23 protein-coding genes are annotated in these 19,637 nt (G+C 61.2%); 14 read left to right on the forward strand and 9 right to left on the reverse strand.

Translation table 11 applies throughout. The features are described from left to right. Positions 1 to 80 precede the first annotated feature (80 nt). Positions 81 to 1,157 carry a porin gene (locus tag R8871_RS06500; RefSeq protein WP_175049575.1) on the forward strand — a complete coding sequence of 359 codons (1,077 nt, stop codon included), beginning with the start codon at positions 81 to 83 and terminating at the stop codon, positions 1,155 to 1,157. Between the two features lie 2 nt (positions 1,158 to 1,159). Here R8871_RS06500 and R8871_RS06505 read toward each other — a convergent pair whose 3' ends face one another. Next, positions 1,160 to 2,131: an IclR family transcriptional regulator gene (locus R8871_RS06505; RefSeq protein ID WP_175049576.1), complete on the reverse strand. Its 972-nt coding sequence runs from the start codon at positions 2,129 to 2,131 to the stop codon at positions 1,160 to 1,162. A 175-nt stretch (positions 2,132 to 2,306) separates the two neighbouring features. Between R8871_RS06505 and R8871_RS06510 the strand changes: the two genes are divergently transcribed. Further along, positions 2,307 to 2,594, forward strand: coding sequence for a hypothetical protein (locus R8871_RS06510; protein ID WP_175049577.1), 288 nt, complete (start codon positions 2,307 to 2,309; stop codon positions 2,592 to 2,594). 3 nt (positions 2,595 to 2,597) lie between these two features. Here the strand turns inward: R8871_RS06510 and R8871_RS06515 are convergent, their stop codons facing one another. Continuing rightward, on the reverse strand, positions 2,598 to 3,272 hold the full coding sequence (locus R8871_RS06515; protein WP_175049578.1) for a DUF4410 domain-containing protein: 675 nt from the start codon (positions 3,270 to 3,272) through the stop codon (positions 2,598 to 2,600). A 162-nt stretch (positions 3,273 to 3,434) separates the two neighbouring features. Between R8871_RS06515 and R8871_RS06520 the strand changes: the two genes are divergently transcribed. From R8871_RS06520 to R8871_RS06545, 6 genes are all read left to right on the forward strand, one after another. Then, positions 3,435 to 3,794: a DUF3564 domain-containing protein gene (locus R8871_RS06520; RefSeq protein ID WP_175049579.1), complete on the forward strand. Its 360-nt coding sequence runs from the start codon at positions 3,435 to 3,437 to the stop codon at positions 3,792 to 3,794. Between the two features lie 378 nt (positions 3,795 to 4,172). Next, positions 4,173 to 4,922, forward strand: coding sequence for a DNA/RNA non-specific endonuclease (locus R8871_RS06525; protein WP_175049580.1), 750 nt, complete (start codon positions 4,173 to 4,175; stop codon positions 4,920 to 4,922). Beyond that, positions 4,915 to 5,175 (forward strand): hypothetical protein, encoded by a 261-nt coding sequence (locus R8871_RS06530; protein WP_175049581.1) that lies wholly within the window; start codon positions 4,915 to 4,917, stop codon positions 5,173 to 5,175. The genes R8871_RS06525 and R8871_RS06530 overlap by 8 nt, the downstream gene beginning before the upstream one ends. A 235-nt stretch (positions 5,176 to 5,410) precedes the next feature. Next, positions 5,411 to 5,782, forward strand: a complete 372-nt coding sequence (locus R8871_RS06535; RefSeq protein WP_175049582.1) for a hypothetical protein — start codon at positions 5,411 to 5,413, stop codon at positions 5,780 to 5,782. A gap of 303 nt (positions 5,783 to 6,085) precedes the next feature. Beyond that, the gene (locus R8871_RS06540) at positions 6,086 to 6,427 is read left to right on the forward strand and encodes a hypothetical protein (protein ID WP_175049583.1); all 342 of its coding nucleotides are present in this window, start codon (positions 6,086 to 6,088) and stop codon (positions 6,425 to 6,427) included. Between the two features lie 2 nt (positions 6,428 to 6,429). Beyond that, positions 6,430 to 7,314 carry a 4-hydroxy-tetrahydrodipicolinate synthase family protein gene (locus tag R8871_RS06545; RefSeq protein ID WP_175049584.1) on the forward strand — a complete coding sequence of 295 codons (885 nt, stop codon included), beginning with the start codon at positions 6,430 to 6,432 and terminating at the stop codon, positions 7,312 to 7,314. A 55-nt stretch (positions 7,315 to 7,369) separates the two neighbouring features. On the opposite strand, the gene R8871_RS06550 is transcribed toward R8871_RS06545, so the two are convergent. Both R8871_RS06550 and R8871_RS06555 read right to left on the reverse strand, forming a co-directional pair. Then, complete coding sequence (locus tag R8871_RS06550) at positions 7,370 to 7,981, reverse strand: lytic transglycosylase domain-containing protein (protein WP_175049585.1); 612 nt, start codon at positions 7,979 to 7,981, stop codon at positions 7,370 to 7,372. Positions 7,982 to 8,141: 160 nt separating this feature from the next. Then, complete coding sequence (locus R8871_RS06555) at positions 8,142 to 8,855, reverse strand: Crp/Fnr family transcriptional regulator (protein WP_175049586.1); 714 nt, start codon at positions 8,853 to 8,855, stop codon at positions 8,142 to 8,144. 91 nt (positions 8,856 to 8,946) lie between these two features. On the opposite strand from R8871_RS06555, the gene R8871_RS06560 reads away from it, so the two are divergent. Beyond that, positions 8,947 to 9,480: an Mpo1 family 2-hydroxy fatty acid dioxygenase gene (locus R8871_RS06560; RefSeq protein WP_175049587.1), complete on the forward strand. Its 534-nt coding sequence runs from the start codon at positions 8,947 to 8,949 to the stop codon at positions 9,478 to 9,480. On the opposite strand, the gene rarD is transcribed toward R8871_RS06560, so the two are convergent. Beyond that, complete coding sequence (rarD, locus tag R8871_RS06565) at positions 9,477 to 10,373, reverse strand: EamA family transporter RarD (protein ID WP_175049588.1); 897 nt, start codon at positions 10,371 to 10,373, stop codon at positions 9,477 to 9,479. The genes R8871_RS06560 and rarD overlap by 4 nt on opposite strands. A 605-nt stretch (positions 10,374 to 10,978) precedes the next feature. Between rarD and egtD the strand changes: the two genes are divergently transcribed. Continuing rightward, complete coding sequence (gene egtD, locus R8871_RS06570) at positions 10,979 to 11,962, forward strand: L-histidine N(alpha)-methyltransferase (protein ID WP_175049589.1); 984 nt, start codon at positions 10,979 to 10,981, stop codon at positions 11,960 to 11,962. Between the two features lie 111 nt (positions 11,963 to 12,073). On the opposite strand, the gene R8871_RS06575 is transcribed toward egtD, so the two are convergent. After that, positions 12,074 to 12,367, reverse strand: coding sequence for an acylphosphatase (locus tag R8871_RS06575; RefSeq protein WP_175049590.1), 294 nt, complete (start codon positions 12,365 to 12,367; stop codon positions 12,074 to 12,076). A gap of 163 nt (positions 12,368 to 12,530) precedes the next feature. Between R8871_RS06575 and hpnA the strand changes: the two genes are divergently transcribed. Both hpnA and R8871_RS06585 read left to right on the forward strand, forming a co-directional pair. Beyond that, positions 12,531 to 13,541: a hopanoid-associated sugar epimerase gene (gene hpnA / locus R8871_RS06580; protein ID WP_175049591.1), complete on the forward strand. Its 1,011-nt coding sequence runs from the start codon at positions 12,531 to 12,533 to the stop codon at positions 13,539 to 13,541. A 132-nt stretch (positions 13,542 to 13,673) separates the two neighbouring features. After that, positions 13,674 to 14,255, forward strand: coding sequence for a hypothetical protein (locus R8871_RS06585; RefSeq protein WP_175049592.1), 582 nt, complete (start codon positions 13,674 to 13,676; stop codon positions 14,253 to 14,255). Between the two features lie 75 nt (positions 14,256 to 14,330). Here the strand turns inward: R8871_RS06585 and R8871_RS06590 are convergent, their stop codons facing one another. After that, a complete protein-coding gene (locus R8871_RS06590) occupies positions 14,331 to 15,503 on the reverse strand; it encodes a glycosyltransferase (protein ID WP_175049593.1) in 1,173 nt (390 codons plus the stop codon). Then, positions 15,503 to 16,369: a squalene synthase HpnC gene (hpnC, locus tag R8871_RS06595; RefSeq protein ID WP_175049594.1), complete on the reverse strand. Its 867-nt coding sequence runs from the start codon at positions 16,367 to 16,369 to the stop codon at positions 15,503 to 15,505. Before hpnC ends, R8871_RS06590 begins: the two co-directional genes overlap by 1 nt. Before the next feature lie 333 nt (positions 16,370 to 16,702). Here hpnC and ispH point away from each other — a divergent pair, with 333 nt between their 5' ends. Beyond that, entirely contained in the window at positions 16,703 to 17,647 is a 945-nt protein-coding gene (gene ispH, locus R8871_RS06600; RefSeq protein ID WP_175049595.1) for a 4-hydroxy-3-methylbut-2-enyl diphosphate reductase, read from the forward strand. Positions 17,648 to 17,657: 10 nt separating this feature from the next. Next, positions 17,658 to 18,818 (forward strand): adenosyl-hopene transferase HpnH, encoded by a 1,161-nt coding sequence (hpnH, locus tag R8871_RS06605; protein WP_063500562.1) that lies wholly within the window; start codon positions 17,658 to 17,660, stop codon positions 18,816 to 18,818. Positions 18,819 to 18,934: 116 nt separating this feature from the next. On the opposite strand, the gene R8871_RS06610 is transcribed toward hpnH, so the two are convergent. Then, positions 18,935 to 19,540 carry an MlaC/ttg2D family ABC transporter substrate-binding protein gene (locus R8871_RS06610; protein WP_175049596.1) on the reverse strand — a complete coding sequence of 202 codons (606 nt, stop codon included), beginning with the start codon at positions 19,538 to 19,540 and terminating at the stop codon, positions 18,935 to 18,937. Positions 19,541 to 19,637 lie beyond the last annotated feature (97 nt).

The raw sequence follows: 19,637 nt of genomic DNA on the forward strand, positions 1-19,637 counted from the left end.
AGCTGCATTCAACCCAAAGCAAGGATCAGGGACGACGAAATCGGCGCGAGCTATCCGTCGTGTGATCAGGAGAACCAACGGTGAAGCACATCATTGCGGCGGCCGGCTTGACGGCAATCTGCGCAACGACCGGCGCCTGGGCGCAAAGCAGCGTGACGCTATACGGCAGCCTGGATGCCGGTATTGCGTACATCAGCAATGCGGGTGGCCATTCGAAGTGGATCGAAGAGCAGGGCAACATGCAGCCGGACCGCTGGGGCCTGAAGGGCGTCGAGGATCTGGGCGGTGGCCTTAAGACGGTTTTCCAGCTGGAAAACGGCTTCTATACGAACACGGGGGCATTCGCCAAAGCCGGCACGCTGTTCAATCGCCAGGCTTTTGTCGGTTTGAGTTCGGACCAGTTCGGCACGGTGACGCTCGGCCATCAGACGCCGTTCAGCTTCGACGTGCTGGACCCGTTTAGCACGGCCTATCTGGCCGCGAGCTGGTATGCGTTCCACCCGGGTAACATCGACGAACTCGCCGACACAGGCGTGGTGCCGTTCGACAACTCAGTAAAGTTCCGCTCGGCGAGTTACGCCGGCTTCTCGGTCGGCGCGATGATGGGCCTCGGCAATACGACCAACTTCTCCACCGGCAAGACGCTGAGCTTTGCGCTTAGCTATGCGAACGGTCCATTCAAGGCCGGCGCGACCTATGCGAACGAGCACGACCGTACGCCGTCAATCGTGACGACGGGCATCACCAGCTTCCAGGGTGTCGCGGCGGCGAACTACACCGCAGCCAAGGTCGAGAACATGGGTGCAGGCGCGTCATATCAATTCGGCAAGCTGCTGGTGCACGGTTTGTACACGCGTGTGAAGCTGGAATCGTCCGGCCATTCGGACACGTATCAAAGCTACGACGCGGGCGCGAATTATCAGTTCACGCCGTTCAACAGCGTTGCAGGCGGCGCCGCGACCACGACGATGGCCGGCCATCGCTGGACGCAGTTCGAGATCGGCGACATCTACGCGCTTTCAAAATCGACGCAGTTGTATGTGAATGCGCTATATGAGCGCGCGGGCTCGAATACGGATGCCGCGTTCTTTACCGCGGGGGTGTCGAGTGGCCGGAGTCAGACGATTCTCCTGACAGGTATCCACCACTCCTTCTGAGATCAGTTCGCCGCAACCGGTCTGCGACGCGCTTGAGCCGCGGTCGGATCATCCGGCCGCGGACGATAGCTAAGCCGCTCGGACAATTCGAGCGCCGCCTGGCAAACCGCGATGATGAGCGGCTCGCGCTCTTCCGCTTCGCCGATATCGGAACGGGGAATGGTGACCGTCAACGCGGCCGTGATCTTGCCGCTTTGGTCGCGCACCGGCGCGCTCACCACTGAAATGCCACGTTCAAAAGACGCTTCGCTTAACGCGTAGCCGAGCGCCGCGCTTTCGCGCACTCGTCCGTACAGTTCTTCGACGGTCGCCGGCGTGCGCTCGGTGAAACGTTCGAGTTGCGGCTCGGGATACAGCTGACGCAATTCTTCGAAACTCAAATCGCCCATCAGCACCTGACCATGCACCGTGGCATGCGCGGGCAAGCGCGTGCCGACATGCACCTTCACCGAACTGAACATTGGTTCATGGGTTTGCGCTTTGGCGACGAACACCACATCACGCTGGTCGCGGATCAGCAGATGCGTGCTGAGGCCGGTTGCGTCGCGCAAACGTTCGAGAATCGGCGTGCCGACGTCGGTTAGTTCGAGCGAGCTCAGATATTCGAAACCGAGCCGCAGCACCGCGACGCTCAAACGGAAATAGCGGTCGCCGTTCACACGCTCGAGAAAGCCTAAAGCTTCGAGCGTTTGCAGCAGACGAAACGTGGTGGTGCGCGGAATGCCGATGCGCTTCGACAATTCGGGCGCGCCCAGTATCGGCTCGCGCGCGCTGAATTCCGCGAGGATGCGCAGGCCGCGCTCCAACCCCGGCACGAGATAAGTCGATCCGCCGGTGCTCTCTTCATCGGTGGAATCGGGGGAATCGGCGCCGTCCGCCTGGGACAAGACCGCCTCGTCTCGCGGAGTTGAAACCGTCGCGCCGCGTGGCCTCGCGTGCTTGCGTCCCGCTCCTGTCTGCTCTTCTTTTGCCATCTTGGCTGCCGTCTTTGCCGTTGTCTCTGCTGTTCATCGGATACAGATCAACATGATAGCGCGAAGCATAAGGCGGTCATTTCCGTTTCGCGCGGTGCTATGCTTTGATGCGGTCCATCGCGCGAGGTCTCACTGCCGCGCTTTGGCTCGCGCCAGGCGTCCGGAGGCCACGCTCATGTCCGATTCCGTACAGATCCAGGTTGCCGACTCACATCTTTATCCGGGCTGCGCAGTGCAGATCGCGCACCTGCCCGAACCGGCCCGCGCGGCGACTGCGATAGTCGAATTCGCGGACGGTTCCGGCGCGCACGCCACCTGCCATCGGCGAACATTCGACGAACTCGAATTGACCGTTGACCGCTACGCTACTCAGCGGCGTCATCCCGTGGACGCCCGGCATTGGCTTCTGTTCGCCGTCGACTCCACGCACAACAGTTGGCGCGTGAAGCGACGATTGCCGTAACCGTCACTGCGCCACCCCGTGAAGCTTGGCAATCACCGCATCTGAGATCTGCTGCGCGGTCTTCTCGATGGTCTTCTTCTCGTCACCGCTCGCCATCACGAACTTGGCCGCGATCACGTACGGATTGAGTTTGATCGCCGCGCCTGGCTTTCCCTTGCTGTCGGCTTCTTCGACGGCTTCATAGAGCGGCGGCAAATCAGCCGTCGCCAGGCTGTCGCACGATACGGCCACTTGAATATTGTTCTGACCTGCACCAAAACCGACCATTGCGCGTCTTAGACGATTGCCGTCGTCGACGTTCAGAAACACGCCGCGCACCTGCCAGCCCGTTGCGGGTAATGGCTGACCGGGAGCAATACGGCGCGCGTCGACACCGCCTTTTTTCAGGTCCGCAGTCAGCGCATCCCCCATCTCGTTCACGATGTCCCTGGCGTGGTCCTGAGGATTCTTGTCCTTGCCCATTGGCCCCGGACCGCTCGGCAGCAGACCGCGCAGGCGGCGCACACGTTGTCCCGGACCGCTGTCAGGCGTCACGTTGGCCACGTCGAGGTCGAAATCGGACACGTAAACGATCGGCACGGGCGCGGCGAACGGCGTACTGTCCGCGGCTGCGCTGAGCGTCGATATCGCGCCGAGGCATCCCGCCACCACCGTGAGTTGCAGCAATCGACGCAGCATGGCTTGCCCCCACAAAACGTGTTTCAGACGCGGCTATCGTACAGCCGTGCGCGCTCGGCATAAGTTTTTTTCGTGCCCGATCGTCGTACCTTTTCGCCTTGCATAACACGCGTTGCGACATAGACTGATAAAGCATTACTTCGCAATTTGTACGGAACTGCCATGCGCCTGACCATCCTCATCAACGGTTCCGATCCCACCGTCAGCCACGACTACGCTGTGTTATGGCTCGACACCGACGAACATCGGTGGTCGAGGGAAGCGCATCAAGGGATCGATCTGCCCCCGTGGGGCGAGTTACACGACGACAATGGCGTGACCACCCTCTGTGCGCCGAGCACGGATGCGCCGCTGTGCACGCTGCGCGGGTTGCACGTGGATCGCAAACAACGCGTGAGTGCTGCACAAGGTGCCGCTGCGTGGACAGCGTTGCCGACACGCTCGCCGGCCAGCGGTTTCTGGCGCTTGCAAGCTGTCGATCGGCAGAACGTGCACGCCGAACACAGTGTTTTCGGCAATTAGGTTTCGGCGCTTTTTTTCGTCGGTCGAATTTTCCACCTATCCAGACCGCGCCACCTGCGCGCGGATGGATGGGTGCATTCGTGTACGCGCCTGACCATCGGCCCATTTCCGAACTCCGCAAGCCGCGCTTAAGTCCGTCTTAAGTTTGCGTGCGTAGAGTCAGAATTCCACGCATTAGGGTCGCTGCAAAGCGGCCCGTTTTTTTTGGTGCAGCGGTTTTTGCCGTGCCCGTTCCGCTTCTTCCGCGTGCTGCGATTTTCGTCGTCGCGGGCACTGCGCAAAACCACTTCTCTCCCTCGCTTTCTTCCGCATTCCCCGTCGCTCGACACTGGTTCGCGACGCTATACTTGCGCCCCCGATCCTTCAACTGACCCACACATGAAGAAGTGGTATGCCTGTCTGCTGTTCGCCGTTGCCGCTCACGCGAGTGCGGCGCCTTCCTGCACCCAGTTCACCCCGAATGCGCAGTGGCCTGTTCTGACTAATCAGAAGATGACGCCGAAAACGCGCATGCTGTGCTATAGCGATTTCGCGGTGCTGCATTCGGGTATCACGCATGGTCCGCTATGGTCTGCAGAGCATCTGACGCGCGACCATATCGAAGCGGCTAAAGACATGGTGCGCACCAACAAGTTCTTCGAAGACGCGCGTTTGCCGGACGGTGAAGGCGCGACGCTCGCGGACTACAAACGCAGCGGTTTCGATCGCGGTCATATGAGCCCGGCAGGCAATCGCTGGAATCAGGAAGCGATGGCACAATCGTTTTCGCTGGCGAACGTCGTGCCGCAAAATCGCGAGAACAATCAGCGCCTGTGGGCGCGTATCGAAACGTCGGTGCGTAAAATCGCAATGTCGTACAACGATACGTATGTCATCACCGGCCCGATTTTCAGCGGCCAGCAATTGCAGACCATCGGACCGACGCGGGTCTTCGTGCCAACACAATTGTTCAAGGTGGTCTACGTGCCGTCCCGGCAGATGGCATTCGCGGTAGTCGTGGACAACGTCTCGACCAACCGCTACGACATCAGGACGATTCACGAACTCGAGACAGCATCGGGCATCCGTTTTCCGGGCATTCCGGAGAACCTCAAAGATCAGCGACCGGGAGGACTAAAAGGTGTTTAAACCCTATTCGAACGATGACGACGTGCTCAACATCCAGGGCGATTCACTCACCGTCAGCAACGGCACCACGCGCGTAGTGCTGAACGGAACGCTGGAGTTGACACAAGATCAGCGCGGACTGAAGGCGGCGCTAGCGCTGAAGGAAGCGATCGATGCGGTAGTTGCCGCGCTGCAGGCGCAGCGCAATCTGCCGGCGCAGGTGAAGGACGAACCAGATACGAAGCCGGGTGTCGCGCAGAATCCATTTCAATAGCGCATTCACGCATTCACGCAATCGCTCACGCGCGAAGGTATGGGACCTCCCCGCTGCCTTTGCGCCTGAGAAGTGAAACCGCTTCGGGCTGATTCAGGACCCCGATATGTATCCGCCGTTACGTTTTGTCACCAGAGCACCGTCAACTGCTGTCTTCCGGCCAACGTTAAACCGGCAGCGCTGAAACATTTCAGCCGCGACACAAAGAACAACCGGTTCAACCAGGAGTTACATCATGAAGACGCTTTTCGCTGCTCTCGCTTCCGCCCTCGTCGTGTCGACCGCATTCGCACAAACCGCAGCACCGGCGGCCGCGCAACCTGCGCAAACGCAACCTGCCGGTCAAGCGAATCTGAAGGCGAGCACCGCCGTGCAAACCAACGCCACGGACGAAGGCGCCGCCACGACCAAAGCGCCGACGAAGGCCGCAACAAAGGCGCATGTGAAAAAGGCTTCCGCCAGCCACACAGCAAAGGCCCATAAGGCCACCAAGAAGACTGCAGTAGATACAAGCGCAAGCAAGACAAAGACGGAGAGCGCGAAAGAGGCCAGCAATGCCCCGGCAAAAGCCGACGGCGCAAAGACCGACACGACGAAAACGCAATAACACGTGATCGGTTTTCGGCACGCACCGGCCAGGCATCTGTAGTTAATCGAAGCCGAACTCTGCCGTTCAGGGAGGGCGAGTCTCACGACTCGCCTTTTTTTATGGGCGCGTCATACGGACCTGGTTGCAGCTCACGCAAAGTCAACTTGCCAGCACGGCCCTTGATTCAATTTCAATTCGAGCAACTCGTCTAGTCCTCGTGATTTTTTCAGCGGACACCCCAATTTTTGCACTGCGTTTACCTGGAGACGTCTAATCTCGAACTGTCTTGATCAACCATGGCGTCAACGAACGCCGCATCAAATGGCACTCACGCAATCAATCGACAACTTCGAAACGCAGCCGCTTAGCGCGCCGCCCGTCCAGCGCAACAACGTCATCCCCTTCCCCGCGGCGCGCGCCCGCTTGCAGATCACTCTGCCTCATCCCCCGCATGATCTTCCTGGCACCCAGCTCCGCACACTGCTTCATTCGCCGCTCGGCGTGTACGTAGTGAGCACGGAGGCCGTGCGTGAAGAAGTGCGCGTGCAACTCGACATTGCGCTCGACGATCTCGACTTCACTTTGCATACGCTGATCTCGACACTCCCTGCAGCACTCATCGGACCATTGAAGCGCCGCCATGCCGTCGCAAAGGCGCGCTAATCATGTTCTCAGGAATCTGGCTGCCCATCGTCACTCCGTTTCGCAATGGTGAAGTCGACGTCGACGCGTTACAGCGCCTCGCGGACTATTACCTGCGCACGGAGATCAGCGGATTTGTCGCCTTGAGCACGACGGGCGAAGCCGCTTTGTTACAGGAATCCGAACGCCTCACCGTCTTGCAGGCGCTGACCGATGTGATCGGCTCCCGTCTGCCGATGCTGATCGGCGTTGGCGGCGCCAATACGCGCGACGTCCTGCACGATATTCAGCGCTATGAGCGCTGGGATTGCGCGGGCTATCTGGTGTCTCCACCGTCGTACGTTTGTCCGGATCAGGCCGGCGTGCAATGGCATTTCGAACAGGCCGCGCTCGCAACCGAACGCCCTATCGTTTTGTACGACGTGCCGCATCGCACCGGTGTGGCGATCGCGCCTGAGACGGTTGCGCGTTTGGTCGAATTCAGCAACATCGTCGCGATCAAGGAATGCGTGAAGGAACACTTCAGCAAGCTGCGCGGCCTGCCGATCAACGTGCTGTGCGGCACCGATGAAGCATTGGACGACTGTCTGCACAGCGGCGGCACCGGTGGCATTCTGGCAAGCGCACATGTTTGCGCAGACCTGTTGGTAGCCGTACAGGAATTGATCCGCGCCGATCGCGATCCGGACGAGCGCAATCTGTTCGCCAGTTTGCTGCCGGTATTGCGTCTGCTGTTCGCCGCACCCAATCCGTCCGCGATCAAGGCGATGCTGGCATTCGATCATTCAATGACCGACGAAACGCGTATGCCGATCACGCGCGCGTCGGCACAACTCGTCGAGCGACTGGGCACCGCGCGCGACAGGTTGCAGGATCTGCGCGCCGAGTTTGCCGGAGCGATGAGCTAAAGCGCTGGAGCAACAACAAGAGGGTTCAAGGAGGAATGCGCCGCGAATGAGTACATCATTCGTGGCGCAAACTTGCGTCCAGCCGCTGCATCCGCAGCACGACGCGCTGCGCGTAACCGCGGCCGCCGCCGCTGTAGCGAACGAGCGCGGCGTCGAGATCGCCGCCGCTCGCATCAAGGTAGCCGCGCAAAATGGTCGAGCCGATCCGCACGTTGATTGCGGGATCGGATAAATCGGTTGTGCCCGCAATCAATTGCGGATGCGCAGCCGGCAAGACCTGCATCAGCCCTCGCGCGCCCGCGATGCTGACGGCGTGGCGATCGAAACTCGACTCGACCGACATCACGGCAAGCAGCAATACCGGCGAGATAGCTTGACGCTCGGCTTCGATCAACACCGCGCGCGCGATCTTCATGGATTCCAATGGCGCCACGCGAAACTGCGCGCGCAGCATGGCGGTGATGTCGCTGAGCGCCGGCAAGCCGGCATCAGGTGATGCGTCGCTCGCGACAGTTGGAGCGGCCAACGGCAACACCGACTGCGCGTCGGCAGCGTGCGTCGCCGCGGCGAACGAGAAGGCGATCGCCGCGAATATCACCTTCAGGCCAGCTTTGCGGCGAGGATTTCGTTGTACCTGGACACCATCCAGAGCGCTATTTCCATGCATAGGTTCGCTTCCTGACCGGGGTACATCGACCTTACCGGGCTTGGTGTAGCGAATCGCCAAAGAAATAGGGGTGCGCCGTAAAATGCTTATAAAGATGCAGCGGCGCGCGAGTGGACGTATAGGGGCGGCAGCGGCGCGCTTTGCGCGTAGATCGCAACGATCAGTCCGCGGCCGGATTCAGATCGGCTAGCGTCCTGAGTTTTTGCACATCGGTGATTTCGATTTCCGCATAGCCCAGTTTCAACGCCCCCTGCGTTTCGAACTGCTTGAGCACCTGATTGATCGTCTGCCGCGACAACGCCAGCATCATCGCCAGGTCCTCCTGCGGTACTTTGAGTACACGCCTTAATGCGCCGGGTTCGCCGTAGCCGCCGGCCATCAACAACAAACGGCGCGCCACGCGTGGTGCGGCAGGCAGCAAGGCGGCTTCTTCAATGGCGTCGAAGGCGAGACGCAGCTTTTGCGTCAACAGCAAACCGAAGACATGCCAATACTCGGGCTTGCGTTCGAGCAATGCGGCAAGCGCGGCGCGCGACACATGAAACAACTCGGAATCACGTTCGGCATACGCGTCGTGGGTTCGCGGACGGTGATCGAACAGCGAGATCTCGCCGAACCAGTTGACCGGTTCGATGACCGCGAGCAACGCCTCTTTGCCATCCGAGCTGGCCGCGCCGATTCTCACGAGACCGTCGAGCACGCAATAGAGGCCGTCGTCGGAATCGCCGCGCGTGAACAGCCGTTGACCGGCGGCGAGGCGCTCGACACGCCCCGCTTCGATCAACTGCGCCTGCATGGCAGCGGGCGCCGAGCGAAACCACGCGCTGCGTTCAAGGCGCGCGGCAAGCTCATTGGATGAAAAACTCGCAGTCATAGAACGGTATCCGTGCCCGATTGTCGGCTACCCGATGGTTTCAAATTCCGCTGCCCGCGATTATGCTGGCTTTGATTGAGGAGCGGCATCCATGAGAACGCTGACGCAACAGCTTACGCAATACGCGGCCTACCATCGTGACCGGCGCAATATCGCCACGCATTTCATCGGCATTCCGATGATCGTGCTCGCGCTGGCGGTGTTGTTGAGCCGGCCTGCTTTCAGCATCGGCGCGCTGCCATTTGCCTTATCGCCCGCGTGGGTATTGTTCGCCGCAGCGACCGTCTATTACCTCGTGCTCGATGTGCCGCTTGGCGTAATGATGGCGGTCGTATCGTTACTGTGCGTTGCGTGCGGCGAGTGGCTCGCCGCGCAAACTACCCTCGCCTGGCTCGCCTCCGGCATCGGACTCTTCGTGGTCGGCTGGGTGTTTCAGTTCATCGGCCACGTCGCCTACGAACATCGCAAGCCGGCATTTGTGGACGATGTGATCGGTCTGCTGATCGGGCCGCTATTCGTCCTCGCTGAAGCGTTGTTCGGTTTTGGCTGGCGACCGGCGCTGCGCGAAGCGATCGAGGCACAGGTTGGCGCAACGCGTATCAATGCGGATCGTGCAGCGTATTAACGCGGTGCAAACCGAATGAGCCGCACGCTATGCAAGGCCGTCAGCGCAACCGCCATCCAGATCGGAATATATGTGGCTAACTGCGCGGCGCTGAGCGTCTCGCCAAGCAGCGTGATCGAGACAAACACAAGCAACACCGGTTCGACATAGCCAAGAATGCCGAACAAGGCGACCGGCAATAAACGGCTCGCTTTCAGATACGAAGCCAGCGCAATGGTGCTGAGGGCGCCGAGTCCCGGCAACAACAAGCACCACATGTCGATCCGGCCGCCGATCATCGCCAGCGAACCACCGATGGCAATGAACACAGCCGCCGCAGGCAACAGCAACGCCATTTCGACCGTGAACATGGCGAGCGAATCCTGGTTGATTTTGCGGCGCAGCACGAAATACGGCGGATAGCCGAGCGCAACGAGCAACGTGGGCCACGAAAAGGCGCCCGTCATCCACAGTTCATGCACGACGCCCAACGCGGCGCAGATAACGGCGAGCCACTGCAAGCCGTCGAGGCTCTCGCGATAGTAGAAGCGCCCCACCAGCACCATCACCAGCGGCAGCAGAAAATAACCGAGCGAGACTTCGAGCATGCGCCCATGCAGCGGCGCCCATAGAAACACCCACAGCTGCGCGCCTAGCAACGCCGCGCTGACAACCATCGCGGCGCCGAGCGTCGGCTCCGTCACCATGCGGTAAAGAAGTTGCCGGAGAATCGGCAGGCGTTTGCGCAATATGATTAGCACCAACGCCCCGGGGACAGTCCACACAACACGCCACGCGAAAATGTCGAGACCGCTCAACGGCGCAAGCAGCTTGGCGTAAGCCGACAGTAAAGCAAACATCGCCGACGCGCCGACCGACAACGCGATACCGCGCTTTGGGTCATACTGGTTCATTGCGCGGCCCGTGGCGCAATCGCTTTGACATGGGGTGCAGGTGTGTGCGGCGCAGCATAGGGCTGCACGCCTCGAGTTATTGTCATTGGAAGTAAAGTCTCTCAAGCAGGCAGTACGGCGGGTAGTGCATATCAAGCGCGAATCAAGTACGTGTCAAGCGCTGCGTTTTTATCTTCGATATGCGATGCAAGCCGGCATTCTAGACGGGTTCCCGAACAGCGTGCCCGTTCGTTCCTTGCAGTCAATAGCAATTTTTCCCGTGCGCATCGCGCGCCGATGCACTAGAACATAACTTCACGCGCGACAGGCGAATCAGCAGTTGCAACGCCGGCAACTTTCCGCGCAGTTGCGCAAGCGCGAATCTTGCTACGAAGTCTAGCGGCATGGTTTGCAACGTCATCCGAGACATCCTGGATATCCGTCGCAACCGTCATTTTCAACTGTCATCACAGCATCAATGAGCCGGGCCGGCAAAGGCAGTCCACACGGACCGAGCCCGCCCTTCTTTCCCGCGGCATACAGCAACTGTGAGCAGCAGCGCTCCGTTGCACCTGCCGCCGCCCGGCCAGCAATCCCGCTCATCGAATGTGACTACTGGAGCCAGCATGACCCAGCCAGCCCTATCGCACGACGCATCGCCCGACCTGCTCCGCGCCACCTTCGCCGCCGAAGTACGCGCCGGACTCACGCACACGCCGCAAAAAGAGTTGCCGTCGAAGTATCTGTATGACGAAGTGGGTTCTGCGCTGTTTGAAGTGATCACCGTACTGCCCGAGTACGGCGTGACACGCGCCGAGGAGCGCCTGCTCGCGAAGCACGCAGCGGACATCGTCGCGCATCTGCCGCACGACGTGACCGTTGCTGAGCTGGGCAGCGGCAGCGGTCGCAAAACGCGGCGCATTCTGGAGGCGCTGTGTAAAAAGCGCCCCACTTCTTACTTCCCGATTGAAATTTCGCGCAGCGCGTTGCAGTTATGCAGGCGCGAACTTGGCGACATCGAGCGGATTTCGATCGTCGGTTACGAGCGCGATTACCTGGCCGGGCTCGCTGAGGTGAGCCAGGACCGCGCGTCGGACGAGCGCTTACTCGTGCTGTTTCTTGGCAGCACGATCGGCAATTTCGGCCGGCTCGCGGCGACGCGTTTTCTGCGCGATATCCGCAACATGCTCGCACCCGGCGACGCATTGCTGCTCGGCACGGATCTGATCAAGCCGATACCGGTGCTGGTGGCCGCCTACGACGATTCGGTCGGCGTGACCGCATCGTTCAATCTGAATCTGCTGGCGCGTATCAATCGGGAGCTCGACGGCGATTTTCCGCTCGATGCGTTCGAACACGTTGCGCGCTTCAATCCGGACGCGCGCAGCATCGAGATGCATTTGCGTGCGAAGCGCGATGTCACCGCGCATGTGGGCGCTGCGCAATTGACGGTCTCGATCAAGACAGGCGAAACGATCTGGACCGAGAGCAGCCACAAATATCGCGCGGACGAGGTGCCCGCGATCGCCGACGACGCGGGCTTCGTATGCAGCCATCAATGGATCGAAGACGGATGGGGGTTCGCTGAGAGTTTGCTGGTGGCGCGCTAGGCACAAAGCGTTATCGGCAGGCAAATCGGGCAAACAGGATGCGCAAACGGCAAGGCGGCGCGCCATCGAAGTGATGGCGCGCCGCCTTTGTTTTGCGTGAAGCTCGCGTACTCAGTGCTGCTCGAAACGCTCGAAACGCTTTTCAGTCGCGCGCTCTTCGCCGGTCACTTCGGTGACGCGCGCCGCCGGCGGCCCGTGACGCAGCCACGACAGCATCCGGTCGACCTGATTGGCCGAACCCTGCAACATGGCTTCGACGGAACCGTCGTCGAGATTCGCCACCCATCCCTTGATACCGAGCGCGTGGGCCTGCCGCACAGTGGCGTGGCGAAAACCCACGCCCTGCACGGTGCCGCGCACTCGCACGTAATACGTTTCGATCCGCTGATCCAGATCCGGGGTCATGCCGTCCTCTCCAAACATCCTTTTCAAGCCGGCATTCTAGACGCGTCGCGACGAGAATGCTCGGCGGCATCTCAGTTCCCCTGCGCGCCTGGGCCCCCCGGCGCGACACGCGGCCCGCGCGACACGTACAATCCGTCGACTGTCACGCAGGGAATCAAACAGAATGACCGAACAGAATCGCGATCTCGTGCTCGTGACCGGCGCATCCGGCTTCGTCGGCTCGTCGGTGGCGCGCATCGCGCAACAGAAGGGTTTCAAGGTGCGCGTGCTCGTGCGCGCCACCAGTCCGCGCAAAAACGTCGAAGCGCTGGACGCGGAAATCGTCGTGGGCGATATGCGCGACGAAGCGTCGATGCGCAACGCGCTGCGCGGCGTGCGCTATCTGCTGCACGTGGCGGCAGACTACCGTTTGTGGGCGCCGGACCCGAGCGAAATCGAGCGCTCGAATCTCGAAGGCACCGAGGCGACCATGCGCGCGGCGCTGAAGGAAGGCGTGGAACGCATCGTCTACACGAGCAGCGTGGCGACGCTGAAAGTCACCAGTTCCGGCCAGTCCGCCGATGAAACCTCGCCGCTCAAAGCCGACCAGGCGATCGGCGTGTACAAGCGCAGCAAGGTGCTGGCCGAACGCGCGGTGGAGCGCATGATCGCCGAAGACGGCCTGCCGGCCGTGATCGTCAATCCGTCCACGCCGATCGGTCCGCGCGACGTCAAGCCGACGCCGACGGGGCGCATCATCGTCGAAGCGGCGCTCGGCAAGATTCCCGCATTCGTCGACACGGGACTGAACCTCGTGCACGTGGACGACGTGGCCGCCGGCCATTTTCTCGCGCTCGAACGCGGCAAGATCGGCGAGCGCTACATTCTCGGCGGCGAAAATCTGCCGCTGCAACAGATGCTCGCGGATATCGCCGCGCTAACCGACCGCAAGGCGCCGACGCTGAGTTTGCCGCGCTGGCCGCTTTATCCGCTCGCGGCGGGCGCGGAAGCCGTCGCCAAGATCACGAAGCGTGAACCGTTCCTCACCGTCGACGGTCTGAAGATGTCGAAGAACAAGATGTACTTCACCTCGGCGAAAGCGGAACGCGAACTCGGCTACCGCGCGCGGCCCTATCGCGAGGGCTTGAGCGATGCGATCGAATGGTTCAGGCAAGCCGGGTATTTGAAGCCTTGATATAAGCGCTGACGCAGGTCACGCCGATCCGGCGCGGCCTGCACGCACTTTGTTACAACGTCACTGTGTTTGCGGCAGGTAAAAGCCTACGCGCAGCAGTTAAAATCGTGGGTCTTACCAGAGAAAGCTCGCATGAATCTTCACGAACAGCTCGGCGCGCTGGAAATGGGCGTCGATCAGCTCATCCAGGCTGTCGTGGCCCCGCAGGCCAAAAACATCCCCGAGACACCCGCACACGCTGCAAACACCGCACAGGTAGCAGCACAGGAAACGCCGGCGGCGAATCACGCCCCATCGGAATCAAAAACGCAAACTGTTGCGTCTGAGGCAACGACGGCGGAAATAGCGGTTGAAGCCGAGGAATCCGGCGAAGATCCGGCCGCCCAGGTGCAGCCCACGCTCGAAATCAACCGCCCCGCGCAGAACGAAATCACCATGACGATCGGCGGCCAGATGGTCGCGCTGCGTGCCGAGCAGATCGGGCAGCTGATCGAGGAATTGTCGAACGCGCGCGCCTCGATGACGCCGGAACCGCCGCCGGGCATTCCGCCGGGCTGGCGCTTCGTCTCGACGAAGAATCCCGTCATGGCCGTGCAGAAACAGTCGAATGGCGACCGCCTGCTGGTCATGCGTCACACCGGCCACGGCTGGGTGCCGTTCACGTTCTCGCCCGATATGGTGATCCAGATGTACATGATGCTCACCAAGGGCTGAAGCAAAGGTCGATATAAAAAAACGGCGCCCAAGGGCGCCGTTTTTTCGTCTGATCAATCGCTGAGCACGCGCGTCTCAGCGCTCCTGCACCGGCGCCTGCACCCGCGCTTTCCATTGGCCGCCCTTGCCGCGCCAGTAACGCACCGCAGACGCGAACGTCGCGCCGACATAGAACAGCGCCACCAGCGGCAGAAACGGGGCCCACAGCGGCGAGCGACGGTAGTAGCTGAGCATCGGCGCGTACGCGCAGCACATGAGCGCCCAGGCAAGCCACGCGGGCGCGCCCTGAGGACCGAGCACCAGCGCGGCCACTGGCGGCATCAGGTAGATGATCGTCATGCCCAACAGCGTGCCGGCCAGCAGCAGCGGTGAGTAACGCAACTGGGTAAAGGCCGTGCGCGCGATCATGTTCCAGATCTCACGCCAGCTATCGTAAGGACGCAGTGACACGCTGCGCGCCGCCACATCGAGACGGATCGGATGACGCCCCGTGCCGCGATGCTTGATACGCGCGGCGAGGCTGCAATCGTCGATCAGTTCGGCGCGAATCGACTCGATGCCGCCCGCTTCCTCGAGCGCGCTGCGGCGCACCAGCATGCAGCCGCCCGCTGCCGCAGCCGTGCGGTTGCGCGGGTTGTTGACCCACGAAAACGGATACAGTTTGGCGAAGAAGAACACGAAGGCCGGAATCAGCGCCTTCTCCCAGAACGAATCGCAGCGCAGACGGACCATCAGCGAGACGAGGTCGCGCTTTTCCGCATCCGCACGGGCGACGAGTTGCGCGACGGCGTCGGCGGGATGGCCGATGTCGGCGTCGGTGAGCAGCAGGAAATCGGCAGGCAGGCCAAGCGTGCGCACTGCCTCGATACCTTGCGACTGCGCCCACACCTTGCCGGACCAGCCCGGCGGCAGCGGCTTTGCGCTCAGCACCGTCAGGCGATCAGGGCATTGCAGTTGCAACGCGGCCGCGCGAGCGGCGTCGGCGGTGCCGTCAGTGCTGTGGTCGTCGACCACGATCACGTGAAATTCGCCCGGATAGTCCTGTTCGAGCAGGGTGGTGACCGCTTGCGCGATCACGTCGACTTCATTGCGTGCCGGCACCACGGCGGCGACCGCCGGCCATGTTTCGCGCGGTTCAAGCGTGAGCGGCGCGGCGGGCCGCGCCCGCCAGAAACCGCCGCGCGCAAACAGCAACACACACCAGATCAGCAGGGAAAGACACGAAAGAAGAAACAGAACCACCGCCATTAAGCATTGCCCTCAAGTGAACCGGCTGCTACGCCGACGCGCCGCGACAGGCGCATCACCACAGTGCGTACCGCGACGACGCACCAGTCAAATGTGTTGAGTACCGGCCGCTCGCGAAACACGTCGTAGCCGGCCTTTTCGATCCGTTCGAGGATCCGCAAACCGCCGTGGATGGCGCCGCACAGCTCGATCCCCAGACGCCCAGGTATCCGCAAAGCGAGCGGCGCGCCACGTATCAGCGTGGTCCGCACGAACGAAATTTCGTAGGCCATCAGCTTCGTCCAGGCATCGTCGACGACACCTCGCGCAATCTGCGCCTCGGTCACGTTGAAGCGCCGCATATCCGCGAGCGGCAGATACACGCGGTCTTTTTCCCAGTCGGCGGCGACGTCCTGCCAGAAACTGATCAGTTGCGAAGCCGTGCAGATCGCATCGGCGTCGGCGAGATTCTCCGGCGTGGCGGCGCCCACCAGATGCAGCATCAACTGCCCGATCGGGCTTGCCGAGTGGCGGCAATAGTCCAGCAAGGCGGAGCGGTCCGCGTAACGACGGGTGTCGATGTCCTGACCGCAGGCGTGGAGCAGATCGTAGAACGGCGCGAGCGGCAGTTTATACTGCGCGATCACGCCGGCAAGCTTGCCGAACAGGAGCGGGTGCACGGGCGCCGCGCGCCGCTCCGCTACCGCGTCGAGGCCGGCGCGGAAGTCGGCGAGGCGGGCATGCCGCTCGGCCGGGCTCCAGTCGCCCTCATCGGCGATGTCGCCGGCGGTGCGGACAACCTGATAGATAATGCCGATAGGCGCGCGCAGCGCCTTTGGCAGCAACACGCTCGCGACCGGAAAATTTTCGTATTGATCGACGTCCATCCAGCGAGCCTCGAAACCTTTTTGTAATGCGGCAGCCGATACGTACCGCAGGACCACGTAGTTTAAGGGTTCCGCCAAACCAGTGCAGCGTGTAATCATTGCCACCTGCGCCACGCGGGCGGCGCCGGCCAGCGGCCGGCAGTGCGGCGCGGTCCCAACACCCTGGCGGGCGCGCCAAAGCAAAGCCGGCCTGATAGCGTTAGAATGCGCGTTTGGTTTTGCTGTACCGGCTGGTCGCCGGGGCTCAAGACGTCAACTAAATAGATGATCGCGGCGATAAAGTCATAGTTACCGACTTCTTCGAAACCCGCGTCAGTCGGAGTTCGCCAATTTATGCGAGTCATCCTTGCTCAGCCCCGCGGCTTTTGTGCGGGTGTTGTACGTGCAATCGAGATCGTCGATCGCGCGTTACAGCAACACGGCGCGCCCGTGTATGTTCGCCACGAGATTGTTCACAATCGCCACGTGGTGGATAACCTGCGCCAGAAAGGCGCGCGCTTTGTCGAAGAACTCGATGAGGTGCCGCACGGCGCCGTGGCGATTTTCAGCGCACACGGTGTCGCGCAAACTGTCGAGCGCGACGCGGAACAGCGCGGCCTCGACGTGCTCGACGCGACCTGCCCGCTCGTGACCAAAGTCCACGTGCAAGGGCGCCAATATGTGGCGGCGGGTCGTACGCTGATCCTGATCGGCCATGCGGGCCATCCGGAAGTGGAAGGCACGATCGGCCAGATTCCCGGCAAGGTGCTGCTGGTGCAAAGCGAGGCTGAAGTCGCGCATCTGGACCTGCCGCTCGATACGCCGCTTGCGTACGTCACGCAGACCACGCTGTCGGTCGACGACACACGTGGCATCATCGATGCCCTGCTGCGCCGTTTCAGCGACATCGTCGGTCCCGACACGCGCGACATCTGCTACGCCACGCAAAACCGTCAGGCGGCGGTGCGCGAACTGAGCAAAGAGGTCGAAGTGCTGCTGGTGGTAGGCGCAACCAACAGTTCGAACTCGAACCGGCTGCGTGAGATCGGCAGTGAAACCGGCGTGGCGAGTTATCTCGTCGCCGACGGTTCGGAAGTGAAGCCGGAGTGGTTTGCGAACGTGCAGACCGTCGGCATCACGGCTGGTGCTTCAGCACCGGAAGAGATGGTAATGAATGTAATCGATGCGCTGCGCGCATTGGGGCCTGTCGATGTCACGACGATGGCAGGCCGTGAAGAGAAAGTCGAATTCAAGTTGCCATCGAAACTGATGCAACCACTCGCTGCACGCGAAGTTTAAGGAGGACATCTTGTCTATTCCGCTGCTACAGAAAGTCCGGGTTGGCGCATACATCATGCGTCAGCATCTCTCTGGCAACAAACGCTACCCGCTCGCCTTGATGCTGGAGCCGCTGTTCCGCTGCAATCTTGCCTGCAATGGCTGCGGCAAGATCGACTATCCGGATCCCATCCTGAATCAGCGTCTGTCGCTCGAAGAATGCCTTGGCGCAGTCGACGAATGCGGCGCACCGGTCGTTTCGATTGCAGGCGGCGAGCCGCTCCTGCACAAGGAAATGCCGCAGATCGTGAAGGGCATCATCGCGCGCAAGAAGTTCGTGTATCTGTGCACGAATGCGTTGCTGATGGAAAAGAAGATGGACGACTACGAGCCGAATCCGTACTTCGTCTGGTCGGTTCACCTGGACGGCGATCAGCAGGCGCACGATCACTCGGTGTCGCAGGAAGGCGTGTACGACAAGGCTGTCGCCGCCATCAAGGAAGCAAAGCGCCGCGGTTTCCGCGTGAACATCAACTGCACGTTGTTCAACGACGCCGTGCCGGAACGCGTCGCCGCGTTCTTCGATACGCTGGGCCCGATGGGCGTGGACGGCATCACCGTCTCGCCGGGTTACGCGTATGAACGCGCGCCGGATCAGCAACACTTCCTGAACCGCGACAAGACCAAGCAACTGTTCCGCGAAATTTTCAAGCGCGGCAACAACGGCAAGAACTGGTCGTTCAGCCAGTCGGGCATGTTCCTCGACTTCCTGGCCGGCAATCAGACGTACGAGTGCACGCCCTGGGGCAACCCGGCGCGTACCGTGTTCGGCTGGCAGAAGCCGTGCTACCTGGTCGGCGAAGGCTACGTGAAGACCTTCAAGGAATTGATGGAAACCACGGAGTGGGAAAAGTACGGTACGGGCAACTACGAGAAGTGCGCGGACTGCATGGTGCACTGCGGCTTTGAAGCGACCGCCGTGATGGATACGGTGGCGCACCCGTTGAAGGCACTGAAGGTCAGCCTGCGCGGCCCGAAGACTTCGGGTGCCTTCACCAAGGATATTGCTTTGGATAAGCAGCGTCCGGCTGAGTACGTGTTCTCGCGACACGTCGAGATCAAGCTCGAGGAAATCGGGCGTGCTGGAAAGGGCAAGAAGGTGCAGACGGCGGCTTCCGCTTCCGCACACTAAGCGCTGTGCCTGGGGCGGTTTTATCCGCTCCGTGAAGTACATATCCGGTAGAAAAAAAGCGCGGTGGCCTGATTGCCACCGCGCTTTTTTTTGCGCTGTTATATGTCAGCCTGCGGTCAGCCCGCGCTTCGTGCGTTATGCGCAGTCAGAAACTTGATCAGCCCGTCCACGCCGCCCTTGGAAATCTGATCGGCGAACTGCGTCTGATACACCTGGATCAACCAGGCGCCCATCATGTTGATGTCGTAAATCTTCCAGCCGTTCGCGCCCTTGGTCATCCGGTAATCGATGGCGTCATCGCCGCCATTACTGAGCACATGCGACTGCACCACCAGGTCCTTGGAGCCGGCCGCCACATTGACCGGCAAGAACTTGAACTTCACGTCCTGATCCCGCAACTGCGACAGCGAGGCGGCGTACGTGCGCACCAGCAGCAACGTAAACTGGTCATATAGCTGCTTCTGCTGCTCGGGAGTGGCCGTGCTCCATGCCTTTCCTACCGCGATCCGCGTGGTTCGCTGAAAGTCGGTAGCCGGCACGAAGCGCGTTTGAACCAGCTCGGTGATCTTCGCCATATCGCCACCGCGCGCCTGCGGATCGGCCTTCATCGCGGCCACCGTGCCTTCAACGGCACTCTTCACCACCGCATCAGGCGCGCTTTGCGCATAGGCCGCAGTAGACACCACGGCCGCAGCCAGAAAAGCAGACAGATAACGTTTCATACGCTCGCCAAAACCCCAGGAAGTAAGCGCCGGCAGGCTCGCAAGCCCGCAGCTAAAGCAAGATAGACCAGTATACCGATATTGCGTTCCCGCCCCC

This window comes from Paraburkholderia sediminicola (assembly GCF_902859805.1).
Lineage (GTDB): Bacteria > Pseudomonadota > Gammaproteobacteria > Burkholderiales > Burkholderiaceae > Paraburkholderia > Paraburkholderia sediminicola.

Excerpts from the sequence above, each read along its gene's own strand:
- R8871_RS06505 (WP_175049576.1), bottom strand. The coding sequence starts at position 2,131 with ATGGCAAAAGAAGAGCAGACAGGAGCGGGACGCAAGCACGCGAGGCCA.
- R8871_RS06510 (WP_175049577.1), top strand. The coding sequence starts at position 2,307 with ATGTCCGATTCCGTACAGATCCAGGTTGCCGACTCACATCTTTATCCG.
- R8871_RS06515 (WP_175049578.1), bottom strand. The coding sequence starts at position 3,272 with ATGCTGCGTCGATTGCTGCAACTCACGGTGGTGGCGGGATGCCTCGGC.
- R8871_RS06520 (WP_175049579.1), top strand. The coding sequence starts at position 3,435 with ATGCGCCTGACCATCCTCATCAACGGTTCCGATCCCACCGTCAGCCAC.
- R8871_RS06525 (WP_175049580.1), top strand. The coding sequence starts at position 4,173 with ATGAAGAAGTGGTATGCCTGTCTGCTGTTCGCCGTTGCCGCTCACGCG.
- R8871_RS06535 (WP_175049582.1), top strand. The coding sequence starts at position 5,411 with ATGAAGACGCTTTTCGCTGCTCTCGCTTCCGCCCTCGTCGTGTCGACC.
- R8871_RS06540 (WP_175049583.1), top strand. The coding sequence starts at position 6,086 with ATGGCACTCACGCAATCAATCGACAACTTCGAAACGCAGCCGCTTAGC.
- R8871_RS06545 (WP_175049584.1), top strand. The coding sequence starts at position 6,430 with ATGTTCTCAGGAATCTGGCTGCCCATCGTCACTCCGTTTCGCAATGGT.
- R8871_RS06550 (WP_175049585.1), bottom strand. The coding sequence starts at position 7,981 with ATGCATGGAAATAGCGCTCTGGATGGTGTCCAGGTACAACGAAATCCT.
- R8871_RS06555 (WP_175049586.1), bottom strand. The coding sequence starts at position 8,855 with ATGACTGCGAGTTTTTCATCCAATGAGCTTGCCGCGCGCCTTGAACGC.
- R8871_RS06560 (WP_175049587.1), top strand. The coding sequence starts at position 8,947 with ATGAGAACGCTGACGCAACAGCTTACGCAATACGCGGCCTACCATCGT.
- rarD (WP_175049588.1), bottom strand. The coding sequence starts at position 10,373 with ATGAACCAGTATGACCCAAAGCGCGGTATCGCGTTGTCGGTCGGCGCG.
- egtD (WP_175049589.1), top strand. The coding sequence starts at position 10,979 with ATGACCCAGCCAGCCCTATCGCACGACGCATCGCCCGACCTGCTCCGC.
- R8871_RS06575 (WP_175049590.1), bottom strand. The coding sequence starts at position 12,367 with ATGACCCCGGATCTGGATCAGCGGATCGAAACGTATTACGTGCGAGTG.
- hpnA (WP_175049591.1), top strand. The coding sequence starts at position 12,531 with ATGACCGAACAGAATCGCGATCTCGTGCTCGTGACCGGCGCATCCGGC.
- R8871_RS06585 (WP_175049592.1), top strand. The coding sequence starts at position 13,674 with ATGAATCTTCACGAACAGCTCGGCGCGCTGGAAATGGGCGTCGATCAG.
- R8871_RS06590 (WP_175049593.1), bottom strand. The coding sequence starts at position 15,503 with ATGGCGGTGGTTCTGTTTCTTCTTTCGTGTCTTTCCCTGCTGATCTGG.
- hpnC (WP_175049594.1), bottom strand. The coding sequence starts at position 16,369 with ATGGACGTCGATCAATACGAAAATTTTCCGGTCGCGAGCGTGTTGCTG.
- ispH (WP_175049595.1), top strand. The coding sequence starts at position 16,703 with ATGCGAGTCATCCTTGCTCAGCCCCGCGGCTTTTGTGCGGGTGTTGTA.
- R8871_RS06610 (WP_175049596.1), bottom strand. The coding sequence starts at position 19,540 with ATGAAACGTTATCTGTCTGCTTTTCTGGCTGCGGCCGTGGTGTCTACT.